The sequence below is a fragment of the Comamonas sp. GCA5 genome, from assembly GCF_036541385.1.
Classification (GTDB): Bacteria; Pseudomonadota; Gammaproteobacteria; order Burkholderiales; family Burkholderiaceae_C; genus Comamonas; species Comamonas aquatica.
In genome coordinates, this window is sequence record NZ_JAZHFR010000015.1 from 23,756 (window position 1) to 45,348 (window position 21,593).

At 65.9% G+C, this 21,593-nt stretch carries 19 protein-coding genes and 2 pseudogenes; 8 read left to right on the forward strand and 13 right to left on the reverse strand.

Translation table 11 applies throughout. The annotated features are described in order from the left end of the window. Positions 1-3: 3 nt before the first annotated feature. Positions 4-927, reverse strand: coding sequence for a LysR family transcriptional regulator (locus SJH88_RS05835; protein WP_274753871.1), 924 nt, complete (start codon positions 925-927; stop codon positions 4-6). Between the two features lie 65 nt (positions 928-992). On the opposite strand from SJH88_RS05835, the gene SJH88_RS05840 reads away from it, so the two are divergent. From SJH88_RS05840 to SJH88_RS05850, 3 genes are all read left to right on the forward strand, one after another. Next, the gene (locus tag SJH88_RS05840; protein WP_274753872.1) at positions 993-1,610 is read left to right on the forward strand and encodes a LysE family translocator; all 618 of its coding nucleotides are present in this window, start codon (positions 993-995) and stop codon (positions 1,608-1,610) included. Positions 1,611-1,764: 154 nt separating this feature from the next. After that, complete coding sequence (gene kynB / locus SJH88_RS05845) at positions 1,765-2,415, forward strand: arylformamidase (RefSeq protein WP_274753873.1); 651 nt, start codon at positions 1,765-1,767, stop codon at positions 2,413-2,415. A gap of 44 nt (positions 2,416-2,459) precedes the next feature. Next, on the forward strand, positions 2,460-3,119 hold the full coding sequence (locus SJH88_RS05850) for a 3'-5' exonuclease (RefSeq protein ID WP_274753874.1): 660 nt from the start codon (positions 2,460-2,462) through the stop codon (positions 3,117-3,119). Positions 3,120-3,217: 98 nt separating this feature from the next. Here the strand turns inward: SJH88_RS05850 and SJH88_RS05855 are convergent, their stop codons facing one another. Further along, positions 3,218-3,754 carry a methylated-DNA--[protein]-cysteine S-methyltransferase gene (locus SJH88_RS05855; protein WP_274753875.1) on the reverse strand — a complete coding sequence of 179 codons (537 nt, stop codon included), beginning with the start codon at positions 3,752-3,754 and terminating at the stop codon, positions 3,218-3,220. Positions 3,755-3,920: 166 nt separating this feature from the next. On the opposite strand from SJH88_RS05855, the gene SJH88_RS05860 reads away from it, so the two are divergent. Then, positions 3,921-5,117, forward strand: coding sequence for an MFS transporter (locus SJH88_RS05860; protein ID WP_274753889.1), 1,197 nt, complete (start codon positions 3,921-3,923; stop codon positions 5,115-5,117). A 137-nt stretch (positions 5,118-5,254) separates the two neighbouring features. Here SJH88_RS05860 and SJH88_RS05865 read toward each other — a convergent pair. Together SJH88_RS05865 and SJH88_RS05870 are read right to left on the reverse strand one after the other, a co-directional pair. Further along, a pseudogene (locus SJH88_RS05865) lies at positions 5,255-6,465 on the reverse strand (FAD-dependent monooxygenase). 223 nt (positions 6,466-6,688) lie between these two features. Next, the gene (locus SJH88_RS05870) at positions 6,689-6,979 is read right to left on the reverse strand and encodes an H-NS histone family protein (RefSeq protein WP_045268003.1); all 291 of its coding nucleotides are present in this window, start codon (positions 6,977-6,979) and stop codon (positions 6,689-6,691) included. Positions 6,980-7,205: 226 nt separating this feature from the next. Here SJH88_RS05870 and SJH88_RS05875 point away from each other — a divergent pair, with 226 nt between their 5' ends. Next, positions 7,206-8,051, forward strand: coding sequence for a symmetrical bis(5'-nucleosyl)-tetraphosphatase (locus SJH88_RS05875; RefSeq protein WP_274753876.1), 846 nt, complete (start codon positions 7,206-7,208; stop codon positions 8,049-8,051). A 76-nt stretch (positions 8,052-8,127) separates the two neighbouring features. Here the strand turns inward: SJH88_RS05875 and SJH88_RS05880 are convergent, their stop codons facing one another. Then, positions 8,128-9,546 (reverse strand): DEAD/DEAH box helicase, encoded by a 1,419-nt coding sequence (locus SJH88_RS05880; RefSeq protein ID WP_274753877.1) that lies wholly within the window; start codon positions 9,544-9,546, stop codon positions 8,128-8,130. A 224-nt stretch (positions 9,547-9,770) separates the two neighbouring features. Further along, entirely contained in the window at positions 9,771-10,631 is an 861-nt protein-coding gene (gene ypfJ, locus SJH88_RS05885) for a KPN_02809 family neutral zinc metallopeptidase (RefSeq protein ID WP_210929231.1), read from the reverse strand. Between the two features lie 372 nt (positions 10,632-11,003). On the opposite strand from ypfJ, the gene SJH88_RS05890 reads away from it, so the two are divergent. Further along, the gene (locus SJH88_RS05890; RefSeq protein WP_274753878.1) at positions 11,004-11,804 is read left to right on the forward strand and encodes a PDC sensor domain-containing protein; all 801 of its coding nucleotides are present in this window, start codon (positions 11,004-11,006) and stop codon (positions 11,802-11,804) included. Positions 11,805-11,812: 8 nt separating this feature from the next. Further along, entirely contained in the window at positions 11,813-12,694 is an 882-nt protein-coding gene (locus SJH88_RS05895; protein WP_274753879.1) for a GGDEF domain-containing protein, read from the forward strand. 61 nt (positions 12,695-12,755) lie between these two features. On the opposite strand, the gene dcd is transcribed toward SJH88_RS05895, so the two are convergent. From dcd to SJH88_RS05910, 3 genes are all read right to left on the reverse strand, one after another. Beyond that, positions 12,756-13,322: a dCTP deaminase gene (gene dcd, locus SJH88_RS05900; protein WP_042414074.1), complete on the reverse strand. Its 567-nt coding sequence runs from the start codon at positions 13,320-13,322 to the stop codon at positions 12,756-12,758. 64 nt (positions 13,323-13,386) lie between these two features. Continuing rightward, positions 13,387-14,685: a guanine deaminase gene (gene guaD, locus SJH88_RS05905; protein WP_274753880.1), complete on the reverse strand. Its 1,299-nt coding sequence runs from the start codon at positions 14,683-14,685 to the stop codon at positions 13,387-13,389. A 196-nt stretch (positions 14,686-14,881) separates the two neighbouring features. Then, positions 14,882-15,982 (reverse strand): BMP family ABC transporter substrate-binding protein, encoded by a 1,101-nt coding sequence (locus tag SJH88_RS05910; RefSeq protein ID WP_274753881.1) that lies wholly within the window; start codon positions 15,980-15,982, stop codon positions 14,882-14,884. 193 nt (positions 15,983-16,175) lie between these two features. Here SJH88_RS05910 and SJH88_RS05915 point away from each other — a divergent pair, with 193 nt between their 5' ends. Next, complete coding sequence (locus tag SJH88_RS05915; protein ID WP_045267190.1) at positions 16,176-16,625, forward strand: HIT family protein; 450 nt, start codon at positions 16,176-16,178, stop codon at positions 16,623-16,625. 153 nt (positions 16,626-16,778) lie between these two features. On the opposite strand, the gene SJH88_RS05920 is transcribed toward SJH88_RS05915, so the two are convergent. The 4 genes and pseudogenes from SJH88_RS05920 to SJH88_RS05935 form a co-directional block, all read right to left on the reverse strand. Then, positions 16,779-17,843: an adenosine deaminase gene (locus tag SJH88_RS05920; RefSeq protein WP_274753882.1), complete on the reverse strand. Its 1,065-nt coding sequence runs from the start codon at positions 17,841-17,843 to the stop codon at positions 16,779-16,781. Positions 17,844-17,845: 2 nt separating this feature from the next. Continuing rightward, a pseudogene (locus SJH88_RS05925) lies at positions 17,846-18,792 on the reverse strand (aromatic ring-hydroxylating dioxygenase subunit alpha). Between the two features lie 130 nt (positions 18,793-18,922). Continuing rightward, positions 18,923-20,071, reverse strand: coding sequence for a BMP family ABC transporter substrate-binding protein (locus tag SJH88_RS05930; protein ID WP_043384419.1), 1,149 nt, complete (start codon positions 20,069-20,071; stop codon positions 18,923-18,925). Positions 20,072-20,385: 314 nt separating this feature from the next. Further along, positions 20,386-21,543: a BMP family ABC transporter substrate-binding protein gene (locus SJH88_RS05935; RefSeq protein WP_274753883.1), complete on the reverse strand. Its 1,158-nt coding sequence runs from the start codon at positions 21,541-21,543 to the stop codon at positions 20,386-20,388. Positions 21,544-21,593 lie beyond the last annotated feature (50 nt).

Genomic DNA, 21,593 nt, shown 5'->3' on the forward strand with positions numbered 1-21,593 from the left:
GCGCTAGGCTTGGGCCCGCAACCACGCCAGCAGATCGGCCTGCAGGCTGCCGGGCTGGATGGGCTGGGGCGCCAGCAGGCAGTAGCGCGATCCGTCCTCGACAAAACCCAGCGGCGCCGCCAGCACCCCGCTGTCCAGGTCGTCACGCACCATGTGCCAGGGGCCGATGGCCACCCCCAGCCCCGCCACGGCCGCCTGCAGGCTGAAGTAGAAATGCTCGAAGGTCTGCCCCACGCCCTCGGGCAAGGGCTGGCCGGCCGCCGCTGACCACTGCGCCCAGGCCCCGGGTCGCGTGCGCGTATGCAGGCGGGGGACACCGGGTGGGCACCCGGCCTGTGCCGGTGCCACGCCAAACCAGGCCGCCACCTTGTCCGGGCGACAGACCGGCCCGACCTGCTCCGCAAACAGGGGCGCGGCATGGCAGCCGGGCGGCCAGGGGAAATCGTTGCGGCGAATGGCCAAATCCATACCGCTGCCAAAGGCAAACGGCCCGCCCCCGGCGACCAGGTGCACCTCCACCCCCGGGTGCCGGGCCTGGAAGTCCGGCCAGCGCGGAATCAGCCAGCGCATCAGCAGGGTCGGCTCGCACGACAGCACCCAGCGCCGCTGCTGGCGGGCGCTGGCGCGTAGTTCCGCCACCGCCTGGCGCATCAGATCCAGCCCCTGGCCCACAGCCCGCGCCAGCGTGCGCCCCGCGTCGGTGAGGTAGACGCGCCGGCTGCGGCGCTCGAACAGGGCCACGCCCAGCTCCTCCTCCAGCAGGCGCACGGCCCGGCTGACGGCGCCATGCGTCAGGTGCAGCTCGTCGGCGGCACGGCTGAAGTGCTCCAGGCGCGCCGCCGCCTCGAAGCAGCGCAGCGCCAGCAGCGAGGGCAGTCGGGCGCCATGGATTGGTGATTCCAATTCACCATCTTTGTCAGAAATCATCGTTATGCCATCCCGTGTCAGCCTTCTAGCATGCAGGCTATTCGCATTGATTCACAGGATAGAGCATGACCGAATGGATAGCTGTCATCACCATCACCTTGCTGGCCGTCATCAGCCCCGGCCCGGATTTCGCCATGGTCACGCGCAACAGCCTGCTGCTGTCGCGCCGCGCCGGGGTCGGAACGGCGCTGGGCATCGCCCTGGGCGTGCTGGTCCACGTCACCTACACCCTGGTCGGCGTGGGGCTGCTGATCCAGCAGTCCATGGTGCTGTTCCAAGTGCTCAAGCTGGTCGGCGCTGCCTACCTGATCTACCTGGGCGTGAAGATGTTGCGCACCCGGGCCAGCACCCCGCAGGCCGACCACGCCGCCGCGGCACTGTCGGATGCCGCCGCGCTGCGCACGGGCTTTCTGACGAATGTGCTGAACCCCAAGACCACCGTGTTCATCGTCAGCCTGTTCATGCAGGTGGTACAGCCGGACACGCCGCTGGCGGTGCAGATCGGCTATGGCGCCTTCATTGCGCTGGCCCATGCGGCCTGGTTCAGTCTGGTGGCGCTGTGCTTTTCAGCCGGCGCAGTGCGGGCGCGGCTGTTGGCCGTGCGCCACTGGATAGACCGGGCCTTTGGCGGGCTGCTGGTCGGCCTGGGCCTGCTGCTGGCCGTGGCCCGCGGGTCGCGCTGAGCCGGCGCGGCCTGCGCAGGGACTGCACCGGCCACCACCCCGACATATCAGACGCCCCGTGGCCCCACGACCCTCAAAGGGCAAGTGCCTGTGGGCCGCGCCAAGCGCCCCCACGACCCAGCTGTGGTGCAATAGCCCCCTAGCCGCCCGCACCATGCCCACCACCAACGCCCCGTCCATCTGGGACATTTCCGCCCCCGTGCACCGCGCCAGCCCTGTCTATCCGGGGGATGCGCCCTACCGGCAACGCTGGAGCGCCAGCATGGCCGAGGGCAGCGTGGTCAACCTCAGCACCCTCAGCCTGTCGCCGCACGTAGGCACGCACGCCGATGCACCGCTGCATTACGACGCCCAGGGCGCCGCCGCCGGCGCGCTGGACCTGGCGCCCTACCTGGGACCCTGCCGCGTGGTGCATGCCATCGGCTGCGGGCCGCAGGTGCAATGGCAGCACCTGGCCCACGCCATCACGCCCGACCTGCCGCCGCGCCTGCTGGTGCGCACCTACCGGCAGGCACCGCAGGGCTGGGACCCGCTGCTCAGCGGCATCACACCCGAGGTGCTGGCGCGCCTGGCGGACCTGGGGCTGCAGCTGATCGGCATCGACACCGCCAGCATCGACCCCGCCGACAGCCACGCGCTGCACAGCCACCAGGTGGCACGCAGGCGCCAGCTGCGCGTGCTGGAAAACCTGGTGCTGGACGCCGTGCCCGAGGGCGACTACGAGCTCATCGCCCTGCCCCTGAAGCTGATGGAGGCCGAGGCCTCACCCGTGCGGGCCGTGCTGCGCGCTTTGGGACCAAAATAGGCCTTGAGCTCAGGCTAGACGAGCGCAGACAGCTATCAAAAACCATGCAACAACGCATTGCCATCCTGGACTTTGAAACCACGGGCATGAGCCCCGCCCACGGCGCGCGCGCGGCCGAGGTCGGCATCGTGCTGGTGGAAGGCGGGCGCATCGTCGACCGTTTTCAGAGCCTGATGGATGCCGGGCAGAGCATGCCGTGGAACATCACCCAACTCACCGGCATCAGCAGCGCCATGCTGCGTGCCGCGCCGCCGGCCGATGCTGTCATGCGCGAGGCTGCCGCCTTTGTGGGCAGCACGCCCCTGGTAGCGCACAACGCGGCCTTTGACCGCAAGTTCTGGGTGGATGAGCTGCAGCGCGCCGGCTGCGATGCCACGCAGCCCTTTGCCTGCACCGTGCTGCTGTCGCGCCGCCTCTACCCCGAGGCGCCCAGCCACTCGCTGGGCCGCATCGTGCGCCACCTGCAGCTGCCGCCGGCCGACAAGGCCCACCGCGCGCTGGCCGATGCCGAGATGACGGCCCACCTGCTGCTGCGCATGCAAAGCGATTTGCAGCGGCACTGGCACATTCCCGATCCGCACCACGCCCTGCTGTGCAGCCTGCAAAGCTGCCAAAGGGCCCACGTGGCGGCCCTGCTGCAGCGCAGTGCCCAGCAGCAAACCCAGCCGACGCTGCCGGGGATGGACATCACGGCGGCGGGCTGAGCCTTCATGTTCTGTAGCGGGTAGCGCAGCCGCTTCAAGGCTTTTAAGGTGTTTTCTGGCTGAAACGCCCTGCCATCCAGCGCCGGCCGCTCCTTGTTTCAAGCCGCTTCCTGCGCCAGCAATTGCTGCTTGCGCGCCAGACCCCAGCGGTAGCCGCCCAGGCCGCCATCGCTGCGCAGCACGCGGTGGCAGGGCACCAGCACCGCCACCGGGTTGACCGCGCAGGCACTGGCCACGGCGCGCACGGCCCGTGGTTGGCCCAACGCCTGGGCCAGCTGGGTGTAGGTGCAGGTCTGCCCACCGGGAATGCGCTGCAGCGCTGCCCAGACCCGGCGCTGAAAGTCCGTGCCGCCGACCACGTCCAGCGGCAGGCTGTGCGCCTGCGCCGGGTGGGCCAGCGCCACCAGCACCTCATCGCTCCAGTGGTGCAACGGCGTTCCGCCCGTCGCCAGCTGCGCCTGCGGATAGCGCTGCGCCAGCTCCTGCACCAGACTGGCCTTGTCATCGCCCAGCAGCACGGCCGCAATCCCCTGGCCGGTGGCCGCCACCAGCACCTGCCCCTGCGGACAGCTGCGCACCGTGTAGTGCAAAACCAGGGGGGTGGGCGGTGTGGAGGGCGTCGGGCGGGTGGGCATGCCGTGCACTGTAGGCCAGCCGACCCCGTGCGCCAAGGGCAAGCCCCTACCCACAGGAGACAGCGCGTGCGCCGGCTTGCCGCTACGCTTGCGCCCAGGAGAGATGTAGCCCGTGACCACCCCACCCACCACCGCCCAGACACACACGCACCGCCAGCTCTGGGTCATGCTGCTGGCCTTGCTCAGCGGTTTTGCGCTCAGCCAGGCGTTTCGCACCATCACCGCCATCCTGGCGCAGGGGCTGCAGCAGGATTTCGGCATCAGCGCCAGCTCCCTGGGCGCGTTCGCCGGGCTATTCGGCCTGTCGTTTGGTGTGGCCCAGCTGCTGATGGGCATCGGCATGGACCTGTACGGCCTGCGCCGCACCGTGCTCACCGCCTTCCCGCTGGCCGCGCTGGGGGCGGGCGTGTCGGCCGCCGCACCCAGCTACGGCTGGCTGATGCTAGGCCAGTTGCTGATCGGCGTGGGCTGCTCGCCCGCCTTCCTGGCCTGCACCATCTTCATCGCCCGCCACTTTCCGGCCGACCGGTTTGCCTTCTTCTCGGGCCTGTCCATGGGCGTGGGCGGCCTGGGCCTGCTGTTCACCGGAACCCCGCTGGCATGGGTGGTGGAGCTGGGCGGCTGGCGCAGCGGCTTTTGGCTGCTGTGCGGGCTGTGCGTGGCGTCCTGGCTGCTGATCTTCGCCATGGTGCACGAGCCGCGTTTGCCGCAGGCGCCCAGCACGAACAAGGAATCCTGGGGCCAGGCCTTTGTGCGCCTGGCCGAGCTGCTGACCCTGCCCCACACCTGGGGCATGCTGGTGCTGGGCATGTCCTGCTACGCGGCCTTTCTGTCGCTGCGCGGCCTGTGGCTAGGGCCCCTGCTGATGGACCGCCACAGTTTCAGCCTGGTCAGCAGCGGCCACGTGGCGTTCGGCGTGTCGCTGATTTCGCTGTTCACGCCCGCCATGTTCGGCCGCCTGGACCCGGGCACGCTGCGCCGCCGCACCTGGCTGGGCTGGCTGTCGCTGCTGATGGCCGCGCTGTTCGTGACCCTGGCGCTGTGGCACCACCCGCTGGCCAATGTGCTGACCCTGGTTGCCATGGCCCTGCTGTCGGGCTATAGCCTGCTGCAGTACGCGGACGTGCGCGCCTCCTACCCCAACCACATGACCGGGCGGGCGCTGTCGCTGTTCACCATGTCCATGTTCCTGGGCGTGGCGCTGATGCAGTGGTTCACCGGCGTGGTGGCCGCCTGGGCCACGCGCCAGGGCTGGGAAGCCTACACCGCCGTGGCCATGACGATTGCCCTGTGGCTGGCCTGTGCCTCCACCGCCTACCGCCTGCTGCCGGCCTCGCCGCTGCTCAAGGCCACGGCTGCCTGAGTCCGGAGTTATGAGCAACCCACCTGGGGTGGAGGCCTGGGACTGACACCTGCATGGTCTGCCCAGGACTGGCGCTCTACCGGGGCACGTAAGGCCCCTCACGCCAGCCACAGGCCCCACCCGCGCCTTCGCCCGTTTTACAAGCTGCTGGCGCTGGATCCATCCCCGCGGTACAGCCAGGGCACATCCATCAGGCGGGCACCCAGCAGGCGCATGGACAAATCACGCCCCCAGCGCACCGGTCCGGTGGCGTGGAAGATGTTGCCATTGCGGATGGAGCGCGCCTGCACGCGGGCGTTGCGCTCCCAACGGTTCAGGGCATAACGGCGCAGCCGCAGCGCCACGTCCAGGTCGTCCATGGCCAGGGCGCGTTGCAGCTCGGCCGCATCCTCGATGGCCATGCCAGCGCCCTGGGCCAAGTAGGGGCGCATCGGGTGGGCGGCATCGCCAATCAGCCCGACCAGGCCCTGGGCCATGCCCTCGGGCCCCTGCAAGGGCGCACGGTCCGACAGCGGCCACAGGCGCCACGCCTTGTCGGCCGCAGGCACGCTGCGCACCAGGTCCTGCAGGATGCTGGAGCAGCCCTGCAGCGCCTGCTCCAGGGCCTGGGCATTGGCGGCGTGGTCCCAGTGCTCCATGTCCTCGGGGGCCGGGCCCTCGATGATGACCACGATGTTCATCATCTCCCCCGGCGCACGGGGTAGTGCACGGCATGCATGTGCGGGCCCAGCCACACGGTCACTTCGTTGCTGCGCCAGCCGGCGGGCACATCGGCCATGGGCAGCAGCGCACGGTACGCCAGATGGCCCGACACCCGGGGCCGGCTGGCATCGCCCAGCAGCGGGCCACGCAGCTTGCTCCACACCCCGTCGGCCAGCATCAGGGCGTCCCCCTCGATCTCCTTGTTCAGCGAGGTGCGGATGGTGGTCACGCGCTCGGTGCCCAGCACCTCCACCACTTCCTGGCCAGGATTGATGAACACATCCGCGCGCTCGCTGGCGGCATACCACAGCAGGCTGTGCAGGTCGGCGCGGTGGATGGTGACATAGGCCGCACCATAGCGGTCCACCATGCTCTGCCCCAGCGGCGCGCCCGCCAGCACCTTGCCGCTGCGGCCGCAGCGGGCCACCAGTTGCTGGGGCACGGACGCCACGGCGTGCAGGGCCTTTTGCAGCCCCCAGGCCTGGAGGCGGCGCACCACGTTGGGCCCCAACTGCACGCCGGCACCCACCTCGGAGAATTCCTGTGCCCGCTCAAACAAGCGTGCGTCCCAACCCGCGTGCGATGCGCCCAGAGCGGCAGCCATCCCTGCGATGCCGCCACCAGCAATCAATACTTGTTTTCTCATGCGCTAAATTGTGGCGCCGAAACCGTGCGCAGCGGGCGAGCCGGCGCGGCAATCTCTGACGTCCAGCAAACCGACACCACAATTCATGCGGAACGCAGCGCAGGCACCACACCCCAGATTTAGTGGCGTCCGCAAGGCACGGGGTTGAAAATACCCCAACCGCATTAAATAAAAAATCTATGGAATATTTAAAATCAATAAAGCCCGCTGATGCGGGCTTGAATCAAATTTCAAACTTGCTGCGGTCCTGATCTTGAATCCATTTTGGAGGCTTGCCACGGCCGGTCCAGGTTTCCCCAGTTTCAGGATGGCGATATTTGGGCGGGACCTTGCTGCCAGCACCACCGCTGCGTGCAGCACGCGCAGGGGGGAAAACATCTTCGGCCGTCAACCCATATTCAGCCACCAGCGACCGCACTTTGGCCACAGCGTCCATCAGCTCGCGCTTGCGGGCATCCTGGATTTGTTTTTCCAGTTCGTCACGTTGCTTCAACAGGTCTTGGTAAGAGGTCATTTGCATGCATCCTTTCGTTGATGAAAATGATTATAGATACCCAAAAAATGATTGAATGCATTTCTGCAGCCTGCAACAGCGACTGAAGCGCATTCACAACTACGTATTTACCACATTCACGTTTGGATTCACGGCATATTCACCCCCGGTGAGTCTCTAGCACCATAAGATTGATGCCATCTGTCACTGAACGGCCGCTGGCATTCCATATTTTTCGGATTAAAAAGTGTCTACTTACTTGATTGGCGATATCCAGGGCTGCGACAGCGCCTTGATCCGCCTGCTGCAACACATCGATTTTTCCCCGAGCCGCGACACCCTGTACCTGCTGGGCGACCTGATCAATCGAGGCCCGGCTTCCGCCGACGTTCTGCGCCGCTGCATGGAATATGGCGATGCGGTGAAACCCCTGCTGGGCAATCACGACCTGCATTTGCTGGCCAGTGCGCATGGGGTGCGCAAACCCGGGCGGCGCGATACTTTGCAAAGCATTCTGGATGCCAATGACCGCCAGGATTTACTGGAGTGGGTGGCGCAACAACCTTTGGCCCGGTGCCTGGAAAATCCCCAGGGGCAGCAGCTGTTAATGGTCCACGCCGGGGTTTTGCCGCAATGGAGCCTGAAAGACGTGATGGCCCTGGCGCAGGAAGTCCACGACCATATTCGCAGCGAGGGATTGCCGGAGTTTCTGCAGCACATGTATGGCAATACGCCGAATCAATGGCATGCCACGCTGACAGGCCATGACCGGCTGCGCGTGATTGTGAATGCCTTGACCCGCATCCGGTTTTGCACACCCGGTGGTGCCATGGATTTTGAAAGTTCGGAATCGGCCGAAGCGGCACCGGTCGGCCTGGTGCCCTGGTTTGAATGCCCGGACCGCCGGACACGCGATGTCATGGTCGCATTCGGCCATTGGTCGACCCTGGGATTGATCAACCGCCCCAACCTGATGGCACTGGATACCGGCTGCGTCTGGGGCGGCTGTCTCAGCGCCATGGAAATCGGCCATGATTTCACCGAGCGCCATCTGCACCAGGTGCACTGCGATCAAGCGCAGCAACCTGGGTGAGCCACGGGCAAACGTTCACCCACAAAAAAGCCACGCTAAAAAGCGTGGCTTTTTCATTCTGCTGCCAACGGCAGCGTTAGTAGCTGCCCGCAGGCTTGAACAGGGCGGCCACTTTGCGCTTGGTCTTCAGGCCAGGGGTCACCGCCTTGGGGCCTGTGCTGCCGGCGGCATCCCAGGATGGCGTGTGGGCGTCGCTGGCCTCGTAGGGCTTGTCAAAGAAAGGATCGGCCGGTGCACTCCGCACAGGGCGAGCACCGCGCATCGGGCGTGTGCTGGGCATGGAGGCGCTGCGCTGCACCTCTTCGCGTCCAGCCACATCCCGGCGTGGATCGCGCTCGCGGAAGCGGCGCGCATCGGGCAACTCAATCGCTTCGACGTTGATCTTCTTCTTGATCAGCTTCTCGATGTCGGCCACCAACCGGGTGTCCGAACTGCTGACCATGGTCACGGCCAGGCCAGAAGCCCCGGCACGGCCCGTGCGGCCAATCCGGTGCACGTAATCCTCGGCGTTGAACGGCACGTCGTAGTTGAACACGGCCGGCACATCCTTGATGTCCAGGCCACGCGCCGCCACATCGGTACAGACCAGCAGATCGACTTCCCCTTGCTTGAAGGCTTCCAGGGCCTTCAGACGCTCGTCCTGGCTCTTGTCACCGTGCAGGGCCGCAGCGCGATAGCCATCGCGCTCCAGGGCGCGCGTCAGGCGCGCACAGCCCAGCTTGCTGTTGGAGAAGATGAACGCCTGGCGAATCCCGCGGTCCTTGAGGACGGTGCAAATCGCACGGCGCTTGTCGTCGTCGTTGGCGCTGTAAAAACGCTGCTCCACCGTGGACGCTGTCTCGTTGGGACGCGCCACCTCGATGGTCACGGGATCTTGCAGGTAGCTGCCGGCCAGGCGCTTGATCTCTGGCGAGAAGGTCGCGCTGAACAACAGAGTGGTACGTGCCTTGGGCAAGTGGCTCAGGATGCGTTGCAGATCAGGCAGGAAACCGATGTCCAGCATGCGGTCGGCTTCATCCAGCACCACGTACTCGACCTGGTTGAGCACCACGTTCTTGGCTTCGATGTGGTCCAGCAGACGCCCCGGCGTGGCCACCAGCACCTCGACGCCTTTTTTCAGCTCCAGGGTCTGGGGCTTCATGTCCATGCCACCAAACACCACGGTGCTGCGCAGCTTGGTGTGCTTGGCATACAGCGCAATCTGCTGCGCCACCTGGTCAGCCAGTTCGCGCGTAGGCAACAGCACCAGGGCACGCACGGGATGGCGCGCTGGCGAGGCCGAGCTGTTCTCGTGCCGCATCAAGCGCTGCAGCAGCGGCAGCGAAAAGGCAGCGGTCTTGCCGGTGCCGGTTTGCGCTGCTCCCATCACATCCTTGCCGGTCAAAACCACCGGAATTGCCTGGGCCTGGATGGGGGTCATGGACTCGTAGCCCATTTCGGCCACGGCGCGTGCCAGAGGCTCCGCCAAGAGTAAAGAGGAAAAAGAGCTTGTCATTGAGCCTGCTATTGTCGCACCGAGTACAGAAACCACCTTGTGAGGTCATTAAATCCAGCGTGATCTCGCGGATTCCGTCAGTTTTCAACCTCAAGGATCACAGGATTGGAGCCGTTGCGCCCGGTGCACACGGGCCGTCTCCATGGCAAAGGTCGATGGCTGAATACGCGCATGACCCAGAATCGCCGCCACCATGCAGGCATGGCTGCCACAGCAAGTGAGCACTACAAGCTGGCCGCGGAGAAGGTATCACAGGCCTGCACTGAGCCCGACTGCAAACCGGTGCGGAACCAGCGCTGGCGTTGCACACTAGTGCCATGGGTGAAGCTGTCAGGCACCACCTGCCCGGTCTGCGCACGTTGCAGCGCATCATCACCGATCTTGGCCGCCGCGTTCATGGCCTCCTCGATGTCGCCCTGCTCCAGAATCTGGCGCTGCTGGTCGGCATGGTGGGCCCAGACCCCGGCCAGGCAATCGGCCTGCAGCTCCAGCTTCACCGACAGGCGGTTGTAGGCCACCTGGCTGACACGGCCACGCATCTGCTCCACCTGGCCGCTGATGCCCAGCAAATGCTGCACATGGTGGCCCACCTCGTGGGCAATCACATAGGCCTGGGCAAAATCGCCCGGCGCGCCCAATTGGTTCTTGAGCTGGTCGTAAAAAGACAGGTCGATGTAGACCTTCTGGTCACCAGGGCAGTAAAAAGGCCCCATGGCTGCCTGCCCGGTGCCGCAGGCGGTGGGCACGGCACCGCGGAACAGCACCAGCCGCGGCTCGCGGTAGGCCCCGCCGCCTTGCTGAAAAATCGGCCCCCAAACGTCTTCCGTGTCAGCCAGCACCGTGGACACGAACTGGGCCATGGTGTCATGGGCCGGCGGCGCCTGGGCTGGCGCCGGTGCCTGTACTACGCTGCCCCCGCCACTCAGTACGCCCAGCAAGGTCAGCGGATTGATGCCCAGCACCCAGCCGCCGATCAAGGCCACCACGATGGTGCCAATCCCGATGCTGCGCCCTCCCAGCATTGGCGCACCGTCGCCGCGGCGATCTTCCACGTTGTCGGACTGGCGATTGCCTTCCCATTTCATTGGCTGTTCCTCTCATCGTCTGCGGGCTATCCCGTACGCAGCATACCCGGCACGGCTTCCCTGGTGGTACAGGCCCGTGCGGGCCGGCGCCCCCTCTGTCAATCAGCAACCTTGCCACGGCCACCATGCCATCTGTGCCACGGCCAGCATGGTCTGCATCGGCCTGCGAACCCGGATCGCAGGCTATGCCAGGAAAGCACAGTGCGGACAGACAGACTGCGATTCCCCCTATGGCGTGTAGGCGGTTGCTGCCAGACTGACCCCGGGTAATCCCGCTTTCACGCACAGTTCACCGCTGTTTGCATTTATTTTCTGGAGCGGGACCGGTATAACCGAGCCATCCCTACTCTCCCGCTTGTTCCGCCACAGACAATGGTAGAGCCCCCCCTCCCGATCCGCAGCCTGCGCACCCAGATTGCCTTGGTCTTCGGCAGTTTCTCTGCAGCCCTGGCCATGGTCGTGTGTTTCCTGGCGGGCGAGGTCCTCAAGATCCGGTTACAGCACCAGGCGGGCACCGCACTGGGCATCGTGGCCCACAACGCGGGCAACCTGCTGCAGCAGGACCTGCAGCAGCAAATCCGCAGGGCGCAGGTGCTGGCCAGCTCTCCCGAGCTGTGGGAAGAGGGGCTGGACTCACCCTCCGTGGCGCAGTTGCTGCAACGCATGCAGCATTTGAACCCCTACAACGTGTGGATTGGTGTCACCGACATCCATGGCCAGGTACAGAACGCTACGGGCGGCCTGCTGCAGGGCACCAATGTCAGCGAACGCCCCTGGTTTCAGGAAGCCTTGCGGGGCCCCTACATCAGTGACGTGCACCCGGCCAAGCTGCTGCAGAACCTGCTGCCCCGCAGCGCGACCGGGGAGCCCCTGCGTCTTGTAGATTTCGTCACCCCGATCTACCAATCCGACAGCGGCAAACGCCTGGGGGTGCTCGGCATCCACGCCAACTGGGACTGGGTGCAGGGCGCGATGGACCGCTTGCTGCAGGGACCGGCCAAACATAGCCAGCAGTCCATCTTCATCTTTGACCGCACGGGCGCCCTCATTTATGCCCCCGGCGGGCGATCGCACCCTACCTGGCGCTGGGGCAGACCTACCCACAAGCCCTGGACCATACAAGCCCACGTCCCCAACTGGTCACCTGGAAAGACCGCCCCCAACCCTATCTGACGGCGGCCTTGCGCCTGCAGCCCCCCAGCGATGAGAACGACCTGGGCTGGTGGATCGTGGCGCGCCAGCCGATGGAAACGGCATACGCCGATGCCAACCGTGTGCTGCGGATCGCCTTGGCCCTGGGCCTGGTGACTGGCCTGCTCACCGCCTGGATTGCCTGGCGCTTGGCCCGCCATGTCAGCGACGACCTGAAACAATTGGCCCTGGCCGCCACCCATGTGCCGACCACGCACGACATGAAGAGCATCCCTTTGCTGCGCAGCAATCGGGAAGTGCACCAGCTGTCTCAGGCGCTGTCCGAGATGACGCACAAGCTGCTGCGGGCCAACGAGGAAATGCAGGAGCAGGTGCGCATCCGCACCCTGGAGCTGCAGCAGGCGAATGCCGAGCTGGAATGCCAGGCCAGCACCGACCCGCTGACGGGTCTGCTCAACCGCCGCGGCTTCGAGACCCAGGCCCAGGTGGCGCTGGCACTGGCCATCCGCAGTGGCCGCCCGCTGAGCGTGCTGACCCTGGACATCGACTTCTTCAAGCACATCAACGACCAGTTCGGCCACGATGCCGGCGATCTGGTGCTGACCAGCCTGGCCCACCTGCTGCGCAAACGCCTGCGCCAGGCGGACATCGTGGCGCGCTTCGGGGGCGAGGAGTTTGTGGTGCTGCTGCCCGACACCGATGGCGAGGATGCGCTGCGCACGGGCCACAGCCTGCTGCAGACCATCGAGGAAACGCCGATTCCGCAGGTCGGGCACATCACCGCCAGCGCCGGGGTCAGCAGCCTGCAAGCGGGCGACGCCGACGGCCTGACCGACATGCTGCGCCGCGCCGACGATGCCCTGTACCAGGCCAAGCGCACCGGCCGCAACCGCGCCTGCCGCCAGGACTAGCGCAGGCGCAAAAAAGCCGACCAGAGGTCGGCTGGGCGGGGGCAGGCCGTGTGCGGCCGGCTCAGGTGCGCGGCAGGGTCACGCCGTGCTGGCCCTGGTACTTGCCGTTGCGGTCCTTGTAGCTCATCTCGCACTGCTCGTCGCCCTGGAAGAACAGCACCTGGGCGCAGCCTTCACCGGCGTAGATCTTGGCCGGCAGCGGCGTGGTGTTGGAGAACTCCAGCGTCACATAGCCTTCCCACTCGGGCTCGAAGGGTGTCACGTTGACGATGATGCCGCAGCGCGCGTAGGTGCTCTTGCCCAGGCACACGGTCAGCACATCGCGGGGGATGCGGAAATACTCCACCGTGCGGGCCAGCGCAAAGCTGTTGGGCGGGATGATGCAGTAGTCGCCTTCCATATCGACAAAGCTCTTCTCGTCGAAGTTCTTGGGGTCCACCACGGTGCTGTGGATGTTGGTGAAGACCTTGAATTCACGCGCGCAGCGGATGTCGTAACCGTAGCTGGACGTGCCGTAGCTGATGACCTTCTTGCCGTCGACCTGGCGCACCTGGCCGGGCTCGAAGGGCTCGATCATGCCGTGCTGCTCCGCCATCTGGCGGATCCATTTGTCGCTCTTGATGCTCATTGGAAAAATCCTGTTCGCTTGTTTTTTGATAGCGCCATGCGGCTATACAACCAGCGCAAGGTCCCTATTTTGCTTGAGAAACAATGGTTTGCTCAATCAGCCGGTCATCCCCGAGCACGATCATGGCAAAAAGCAGTTCGTCCAGCGACTGCGCCTGCTGCGTCTTGCGCGCCAACAGGGGCGTGCAGGCCGGATTGAGGACCACGAAGTCGGCCTCGCAACCGGGCTGCAGGTTGCCGATCACCCCCTCCAGCCCCAGGGCACGCGCCGCGCCAGCGGTGTGCTGCCACCACAGCTGGCCGGGCTTGAGGCTCAGGCCCTGCTTGCTGTGCTGCTCGCGCCCCACCACATAGGCAGCCTGCATGGTGCGGAAGGGCGAAAAGCTCATGCCCCCGCCCACGTCACTGGCCAGCCCGTACCTGAAACCGGCGGCATCGGCCTGCAAGTAGTCGAAGTAACCGCTGGACAGAAACAGGTTGCTGGTGGGGCTGATGGCAGCGGCCGTGCCGGTCTCGCGCAGCAGGGCGCGGTCGGCGGCATCCAGCCAGATGCAGTGCGCGTAGACGGCGCGCTCGCGCATCAAGCCGAAGCCGTGGTAGACGTCCAGGTAGCTGCGCGCCTGCGGGTACAGCTCGCGCACCCAGCGGATTTCGTCCAGGTTTTCGGAGACGTGCGAATGCACCCACACGTCCGGGTATTGGGCGGCCAGCGCGCCCGCGCCGCGCAGCTGGGCCTCACTGCTGGTGGGCGCAAAGCGCGGCGTGATGGCGTAGCCCAGGCGGTCCACGCCGTGCCAGCGCTGGATCAGGGTGTCGGTGTCGATCAGGCCCTGCTCGGTGTCGTCGCGCACGCCATCGGGGCTGTGGCGGTCCTGCAGCACCTTACCGGCGATCATGCGCATGCCGCGCTGCTGCGCGGCCGTCAGGATGGCATCCACCGATGCGGGGTGCGAGGTGGCAAAGGTCAGCGCCGTGGTCACGCCGTTGCGCAGCAGCTCATCCAGGAAAAATTGCGCCACGCCGTCGGCATAGGCCCGGTCGTGGAAGCGCGCCTCGTGCGGGAAGGTGTAGTGCTCCAGCCAGGGCAGCAGGCCATCGGCCGGCGCACCGATCACATCGGTCTGCGGGTAGTGGATGTGCATGTCCACAAAGCCCGGGGCCAGCAGCTTGCCGGGCAGGTGGACCACCTGCGTACCCGGCAGCCCCACGAACTGCGCCTGCAGCGCCTGCCAGCTGCCGGCTGCCAGCACCCGCTGCTGCCCCTGGGCATCCGGCGCCACGGCCAGCAGGCCATCGCTGTCGTACAGGGGGCTGCCGTCGTCGGCAAAGCGGAGCAAGGCACTGCGGTAGATCTGGGTGGGCATGGGCACGGAGCGGGGCAACAAACGGGTTCAGGGGCGGTCAGCGCGGGGCTTCCCAGGAATTCATGCATGAAACATGCCAAACCCTATATGGAAAGCGCGCCAGATGCTCCTTATTTTCAAGCAAACCTGGGGCCCGCGGCATAGGGATTTGCCACCCACCGCCGCGGCCCGCCCCAGTATGGCAGGCCCGCCGCGTTCAGCGCACGCTGCCCTGCACGCCGTCCACCAGCCAGTCCATCTGGCGCAGCTGGGTGTCGGTCAGCTGCGCGCCCTTGGGAATGCGGACCTGCCCCTGGTTGTCCTTCACGTCGGCCTGGAGTGCGGCAAACGGCTGCAGCTTGCCCTGGGCCATCTGCTGCTGGCGTGCCAGCACCTCGTCGCGCACGGCAGCGGGCAGCTTGGGGCCGAAGGCCTCGACGCGCACCATGCCCTCCTTCACGCCGCCCCAGGTGTCGGCGCTTTTCCAGCGGCCCTCCAGCGCGGCCTTGGCGCGCTGGGTGTAGTAGCCGCCCCACTGGTGGGTGACGGCCAGCAACTGTGCGTCCGGCCCGTCCTTGCGCATGTCGGAGTGGAAGGCGATCGCCATCTTGCCGCGCTCCTGCGCGGCGGCCATCACGGCCGTGGTCGCCACCTGGAAGGACAGCACGTCGGCGCCCTGGTCCATCAGCGTCATGGCGGCGTCGCGCTCGCGCGGTGGGTCGAACCAGGCGTTCAGCCACACCACCTTGACCTGGGCCTTGGGGTTGACGCTGCGCATGCCCAGCGTGAAGGCGTTGATGCCCTGCAGCACTTCGGGGATGGGGAAGCCCGCCACAAAGCCGGCCACGCCGGTCTTGCTCATGCGGCCGGCAGCGATGCCGGACAAATAGCGCCCTTCGTAGTTGCGCGCGTTGCCGGTGGCCACGTTGTCCGCCAGCTTGTAGCCGGTCACGTTCTCGAACTTGACCTGGGGGAATTCCTTGGCGACCCGCAGCGTCGGGTCCATGTAACCAAAGCTGGTGGTAAAGATCATTTGGTGGCCGTTGGCCGCCAAGTCGCGGATCACGCGCTCGGCATCCGGGCCTTCGGGCACGTTCGCCACGGCGGTGGACTGCACCTTGCCGGCCAGGGCCTTTTGCATTTCCAGGCGGCCGTTTTCGTGCTGGCGCGTCCAGCCGGCGTCCAGCACAGGCGTGACGTAGACAAAGGCGGCTTTCAGGGGCGCGGTGCTGGGGGTGGCAGGGGTGGCGGCGGGTTGCGCCAGAGACGGGGCGATAACGCAGGCGGCCACGAGCGTGGCTGCGAGGTTTTTGTACATGGTGTTCCTCTACATGGCTCCAGAAGCAATGAATTCACGCGCCACTGGAGCAAGGCGGTGCGCGAAGGGAGCGGATTCTAGCGCCGATTGCCCACCCCTGCGTGCCGGGGGCTAACCACACTGGCGGCACCCGGGGTGGGCTGGCTACGATGGCGGCAAGAACCCTTTTCCCTATTTTCAGGAGCCCCTTGCCATGCCCATGTTTGTGGACACCTCGCCCCCCGGCCAGTGCATCTTCTGCAAGATCGTGGCCGGCGACATCCCCGCCGCCAAGGTCTATGAGGACGCGCTGACCGTGGCCTTCATGGACATCGGCCAGGTCAACCCCGGCCATGTGCTGGTCGCCAGCAAGCGCCATGCGGTGACGGTGCTGGACCTGACCCCCGAGGAAGCCGCCGCCGTGATGCAGACCGCGCAGCGCGTGGCCGCCGCGGCCGAGGCGGCGTTCGCCCCCGATGGCATCACCCTGTTCCAGGCCAACGGTGCCGCCGGCGGGCAGACGGTGTTCCACTTCCACCTGCATGTGCTGCCGCGCCACACAGGCGATGGCGTGGCCCTGGCCTGGCCGCGCAAGGAACCGGGCGCCCAGGCGTTGCAGACCTATGCCGCGCAGTTGCAGGCGGCCCTGCAGGCCACTGCATAAGCCATAGCAGGCTGCGCAGATGAATCAAGGGGTTGAGGTGCTTGTGCACCTCAACCCCTTGTTCTTCAAGCGCTGTGCGCTATGTTTTCAGCAAGGCCTGCGCACCGCGGATCCTGTGCCGCCACGGCAGACCACGCCCGATGCCGCGTCGCCTCAGGACGCCTGGGCTAGCTGCGCCACGCAGTCGTCCAGCTGCTGCACCCAGGCAGCCTGCTGGGCCGGGCTGGCAAACGTCGCCTCCAGGCTGTTGCGGGCCAGCTGGTAGGCCTGCACCGCACCCATGCCGGTGGCGGCAAACAGCTGCAGGTAGTTGTCGTTCACATAGCCGCCAAAGTAGGCTGGATCGTCCGAGTTGACGGTCACGTTCAGCCCCGCCGCCAGCAGGCGTGGCAGGTTGTGGTCGCGCAGGTCGGGGAAGACGCACAGCTTCTGGTTGGACAGCGGGCACACCGTCAGCGGCATGCGCGTGGCGGCCAGGTGGCGCATCAGTTCAGGGTCCTGCTCGGACTGCACGCCGTGGTCGATGCGCTCCACCTGCAGGGCGTTGAGCGCGCCCCAGACGTAGGCGGGTGGCCCCTCCTCGCCCGCGTGGGCGACCAGGTGCAGGCCCAGTGCCTGGCAGCGGGCAAACACGCGTTCGAATTTCTCGGGCGGGTTGCCGCGCTCCGAGCTGTCCAGGCCGATGCCGATGAAGTGCTCGCGGTACGGCAGGGCGGCCTCCAGCGTCTCGAAGGCGGCCTCCTCGCTCAGGTGGCGCAGGAAGCTCAGGATCAGCACCGCGCTGATGCCCCAGCGCGCCTCGGCGTCCTTGCAGGCGCGCGACAGGCCATGGATCACGGTGGCCATGGGCACGCCACGCTCGGTGTGGGTCTGGGGGTCGAAGAAGATCTCGGTGCGCACCACGTGGTCGGCGGCGGCGCGCGCCAGGTAGGCCATCGCCATGTCGTAGAAATCAACCTCCTGCAGCAGCACGCTGGCACCGGCGTAGTAGATGTCCAGAAAGCTCTGCAGATCGGTGAAGGCATAGGCCGCGCGCAGCGCTTCCACGCTGGCGTACGGCAGCGCCACCTGGTTGCGCTGGGCCAGGGCAAAGATCAGCTCGGGCTCCAGCGAGCCTTCGATGTGCATGTGCAGCTCGGCCTTGGGCATGGTGCGCAGCAGCGCGGGCACGTGGGCCGCAGCCATGTGCTGGACGGCGTCGGGAATGGCATAGCTCATGGTCAGCAAACTCCAAAGGTCACGCCGCTGGTCTTGAGGTAGCGACGGTAGGCGGACGACATGCGGTCGGCCGCCGAATGCAGCTCGCGCGCGGGTCCAGTGGCAGCGCCTTGGGCTGCTGCGACTCCAGCACCGGCTGGTCCTGCGTGAAGATGGTGTGCTGGAAGGCCTGCAGCTGTTCATCGCTGGATTCGAAGTCTGCCACGGCCAGGCGGAACCACACACGGCTGGTGGTGGGGCTCACGGGGCAGATGAACAGGCCGATCGCCTCGCGCCAGCCGTCCTTGCTGCTGCCGGCTTCGGGAATCTTGGTCAGCAGTGCGGTAAAGGGCGCGGTGACTTCGTAGGTGTAGTGCACTTCGGCCGGCTTGGTGGAGTGCAGGTTGGACATCGGCTGCACGGCCTTGCAGTTGGTGGCCTTCACGCCGCAGGTGGTGTTCTCGACCTGGTACGGCGCCATCTCGGTCGCATCGCGGCTGCCCAGCCAGCCCTCGTGCACGAAGCCGAAGTGCGACATGTCCAGGAAGTTCTCAATAATCCGCGGCGCGCTGGCCTGCACGTCGTAGGGCCCGCAGTTCACCTTGCGCAGGCGCGCGTCGTCCTCGGCCTCGAACACCGGCAGCGGCACCTCGGCCGCCTCCAACTGCACCCAGATCAGGCCATGGGCTTCCTGCACGCCAAAAGATTTCACGCAGTGCTGCGGGGGCGGGGTGAAGGCCGGCACGGCCGGCACCTTGACGCACTGGCCGCTGCTGGCGAACTGCCAGCCGTGGTAGGGGCACTCCAGCTGGCCGCCCTGGACACGGCCCAGCGACAAGCGCGCGCCGCGGTGCGGGCAGCGGTCCACAAACGCCTGGGCAGCGCCTTGGGCATCGCGCCACAGCACCAGGTCTTCATCCAGCAGGCGCACGGGCACCGGCGCATCGGTCACGGCCTGGGACAGCGCCACAGGGTGCCATTGGTTTTTTCCATCATCGGGGTCACATTCATCGTCATGGACGGCATCTTTCCAAAGAAAAAGGCTGCCCGTGGGCAGCCTTTGCAATATCCGAGCCCGATCCAGGCCCGAATGCCAGTCCTTACTGACCGGGCACCTTGCCTTCCACGCCCTTGACGTAGAAGTTGATGCCGGACAGGAAAGCGTCGTCGGCCACAGCGCCGGTGGCCAGGATTTCCTTGCCGTCATTGCCAGCGATCGGGCCCTTCCAGATCTGGAAGGTGCCTGCCTTCAGGCCGGCCTTGACTTCGTCCACCTTGGCCTTGAGTTCGGCGGGCACGTCGGCGGCCACGGAGACCAGGTCGATTGCGCCTTCCTTCACGCCCCACCAGCTGCTGCCCGTGGTCCAGGTGCCATTGAGTGCATCGTTGGTGGCCTTGATGTAGTACGGCGACCAGTCGATGATGGCCGAGCCCAGGTGGGCCTTGGGGCCGTAGGCGGTCATGTCCGAATCCCAACCGAAGGCGCGCTTGCCCTTTTCCTCGGCCGTCTTCAGCACGGCGGGCGAATCGGTGTTCTGGAACAGGATGTCGGCACCGCCATTGATCAGGCTGGTGGCGGCTTCGGTTTCCTTGGGTGGGCTGAACCATTCATTGACCCAGACCACCTTGGTGGTGATCTTGGGGTTGACCGACTGCGCGCCCAGGGTGAAGGAGTTGATGTTGCGGATCACTTCAGGAATTGGCACCGATGCCACCACGCCCAGGGTGTTGGACTTGGTCATGCCACCGGCGATCACACCGGCCATGTAGGCACCTTCGTAGGTGCGGCTGTCGTAGGTGCGCACGTTCTCGGCGGTCTTGTAGCCGGTGGCGTGTTCGAACTTGACGTCCTTGAAGTCGGGGGCGATCTTCTGCAGCGAATCCATGTAGCCGAAGGTGGTGCCGAAGATCAGCTTGTTGCCCTGGCTGGCCAGGTCACGCAGCACGCGCTCGGCGTCGGGGCCTTCGGGCACGCTCTCCACATAGCTGGTCTGAACCTTGTCACCCAACGCGTCCTGCATCTTCTTGCGGGCGGTGTCGTGCGCGAAGCTCCAGCCGCCATCCCCCACGGGACCCACGTAGGCGAAAGCGATCTTCAAGGGCTCGGCCTTGGCAGGCGCTTCGGCCGCAGGGGCTGCCGCAGGTGCGGGAGCGGCTTCTTCTTTCTTGCCGCACGCCGCCAGGGCTGTCACGGTCAGCGCCGACACGGCGGCCAGTTTGAACAGGGAACGTTTGTTCAGGTCAGTCATGAATCGTCCTTATGTAGGGGAGTAGCAAACCACTGCAGCAGCGTCTGCAGCGCACGGTGGCTTGCCCGCAGGCATGCCACCGTTTGCTGAGGGCGTGATGGTTGCACAAAACCAGTGCACTTTTTCAAAAGCCCATCACATCCTAATGCCGGTGTGTCGAAATCCATCCAGCGATCCGGCACGCAGACGGCAAGCGTTGCATTCAGAGCGCACCGCAAGATGCATGCCACCGCCTGTCGCCCACAAAAAAGCCTCCGACAAACGGAGGCCTGGGTATCTGCTGCACGGCGCAGATCGCCGTGCAGTGGGCCGCTTTACTTGCCGGTACCGGGTACGGTACCTTCCACGCCATGGACGTAGAACTTGATGCTGGTGATGAAGGGCATGTCGGCCACTTGGCCATCGGCCAGCAGTTCCTTGCCGGTGTTGTCCTTCAGCGGGCCCTTCCAGATCTGGAACGTGCCGTCTTTCAGACCCTGGCGCACTTCAGCCACCTTGTCCTTGATGTTCTGGGGCACCTCGTCCGAGATCTTGACCAGATCCATCGCGCCTTCCTTCACGCCCCACCAGAAGTTCTGGCCGTTCTCCACCTTGCCGTCCAGCGCGTCCTGCACCACCTTGGTGTAGTAAGGCGCCCAGTTGATCACGGCCGAGCCCAGGTGGGCCTTGGGCGCGTAGGCGCTCATGTCGCCGTCCTTGCCGAAGGCGTAGACACCGCGCTCTTCCGCCGTCTTCAGCACGGCGGGCGAGTTGGTGTTCTGGTACATCACGTCCACGCCGCCGTTGATCAGGCTGGTGGCCGCTTCGGCTTCCTGGGGTGGGCTGAACCAGGAGTTCACCCACACCACCTTGGCCTTGATCGAGGGATCGACGCTTTGCGCACCCAGCACAAAGGAGTTGATGTTGCGCACCACTTCAGGAATTGGCACCGACGCGACCACACCGATGGTCTTGGTCTTGGTCATGCCACCGGCCACGATGCCGGCCATGTAGGCGCCTTCGAAGGTCTTGGCATCGTAGGTGGCGCTGTTGGCCGCCTGCTTGTAGCCCGTGGCGTGCTGGAAGTTCACGCCGGGCAGCTCGGGGGCCAGCTTCTGCACAAACTCCTGGTAGCCGAAGCTGGTGGCGAACACCAGCTTGTTGCCCTGTGCGGCCATGTCGCGCATCACACGCTCGGCGTCCGGACCTTCGGCCACGCTTTCCACGAAGCTGGTGACGATCTTGTCGCCAAACTTCTCCTGGATGGCCTTGCGGCCCAGGTCGTGCTGGAATGTCCAGCCGCCGTCGCCAATCGGGCTCACATACACGAAGCCGACCTTCAGGGGCTCGGCGTTGGCCGGCGCTGGGGCGGCCGGTGCGGCGGCAGGAGCTGGTGCAGCTTCTTCCTTCTTGCCACAGGCGGCCAGGGTGGCCACGGAGACAGCAGACAGTGCCACCATCTTCAGCACAGTGCGTTTGTGCAGTTTGGACATGGAGTGTTTCCTCGACGTTGATGTAGAAAGCGGGCTGAAGCAGCCCGCTG

Excerpts from the sequence above, each read along its gene's own strand:
- SJH88_RS05930 (WP_043384419.1), bottom strand. The coding sequence starts at position 20,071 with ATGACTGACCTGAACAAACGTTCCCTGTTCAAACTGGCCGCCGTGTCG.
- SJH88_RS05910 (WP_274753881.1), bottom strand. The coding sequence starts at position 15,982 with ATGTACAAAAACCTCGCAGCCACGCTCGTGGCCGCCTGCGTTATCGCC.
- SJH88_RS05890 (WP_274753878.1), top strand. The coding sequence starts at position 11,004 with ATGGTAGAGCCCCCCCTCCCGATCCGCAGCCTGCGCACCCAGATTGCC.
- dcd (WP_042414074.1), bottom strand. The coding sequence starts at position 13,322 with ATGAGCATCAAGAGCGACAAATGGATCCGCCAGATGGCGGAGCAGCAC.
- kynB (WP_274753873.1), top strand. The coding sequence starts at position 1,765 with ATGCCCACCACCAACGCCCCGTCCATCTGGGACATTTCCGCCCCCGTG.
- SJH88_RS05855 (WP_274753875.1), bottom strand. The coding sequence starts at position 3,754 with ATGCCCACCCGCCCGACGCCCTCCACACCGCCCACCCCCCTGGTTTTG.
- SJH88_RS05870 (WP_045268003.1), bottom strand. The coding sequence starts at position 6,979 with ATGACCTCTTACCAAGACCTGTTGAAGCAACGTGACGAACTGGAAAAA.
- SJH88_RS05860 (WP_274753889.1), top strand. The coding sequence starts at position 3,921 with ATGCTGCTGGCCTTGCTCAGCGGTTTTGCGCTCAGCCAGGCGTTTCGC.
- SJH88_RS05840 (WP_274753872.1), top strand. The coding sequence starts at position 993 with ATGACCGAATGGATAGCTGTCATCACCATCACCTTGCTGGCCGTCATC.
- SJH88_RS05835 (WP_274753871.1), bottom strand. The coding sequence starts at position 927 with ATGATTTCTGACAAAGATGGTGAATTGGAATCACCAATCCATGGCGCC.
- SJH88_RS05850 (WP_274753874.1), top strand. The coding sequence starts at position 2,460 with ATGCAACAACGCATTGCCATCCTGGACTTTGAAACCACGGGCATGAGC.
- ypfJ (WP_210929231.1), bottom strand. The coding sequence starts at position 10,631 with ATGAAATGGGAAGGCAATCGCCAGTCCGACAACGTGGAAGATCGCCGC.
- guaD (WP_274753880.1), bottom strand. The coding sequence starts at position 14,685 with ATGCCCACCCAGATCTACCGCAGTGCCTTGCTCCGCTTTGCCGACGAC.
- SJH88_RS05915 (WP_045267190.1), top strand. The coding sequence starts at position 16,176 with ATGCCCATGTTTGTGGACACCTCGCCCCCCGGCCAGTGCATCTTCTGC.
- SJH88_RS05880 (WP_274753877.1), bottom strand. The coding sequence starts at position 9,546 with ATGACAAGCTCTTTTTCCTCTTTACTCTTGGCGGAGCCTCTGGCACGC.
- SJH88_RS05920 (WP_274753882.1), bottom strand. The coding sequence starts at position 17,843 with ATGAGCTATGCCATTCCCGACGCCGTCCAGCACATGGCTGCGGCCCAC.
- SJH88_RS05935 (WP_274753883.1), bottom strand. The coding sequence starts at position 21,543 with ATGTCCAAACTGCACAAACGCACTGTGCTGAAGATGGTGGCACTGTCT.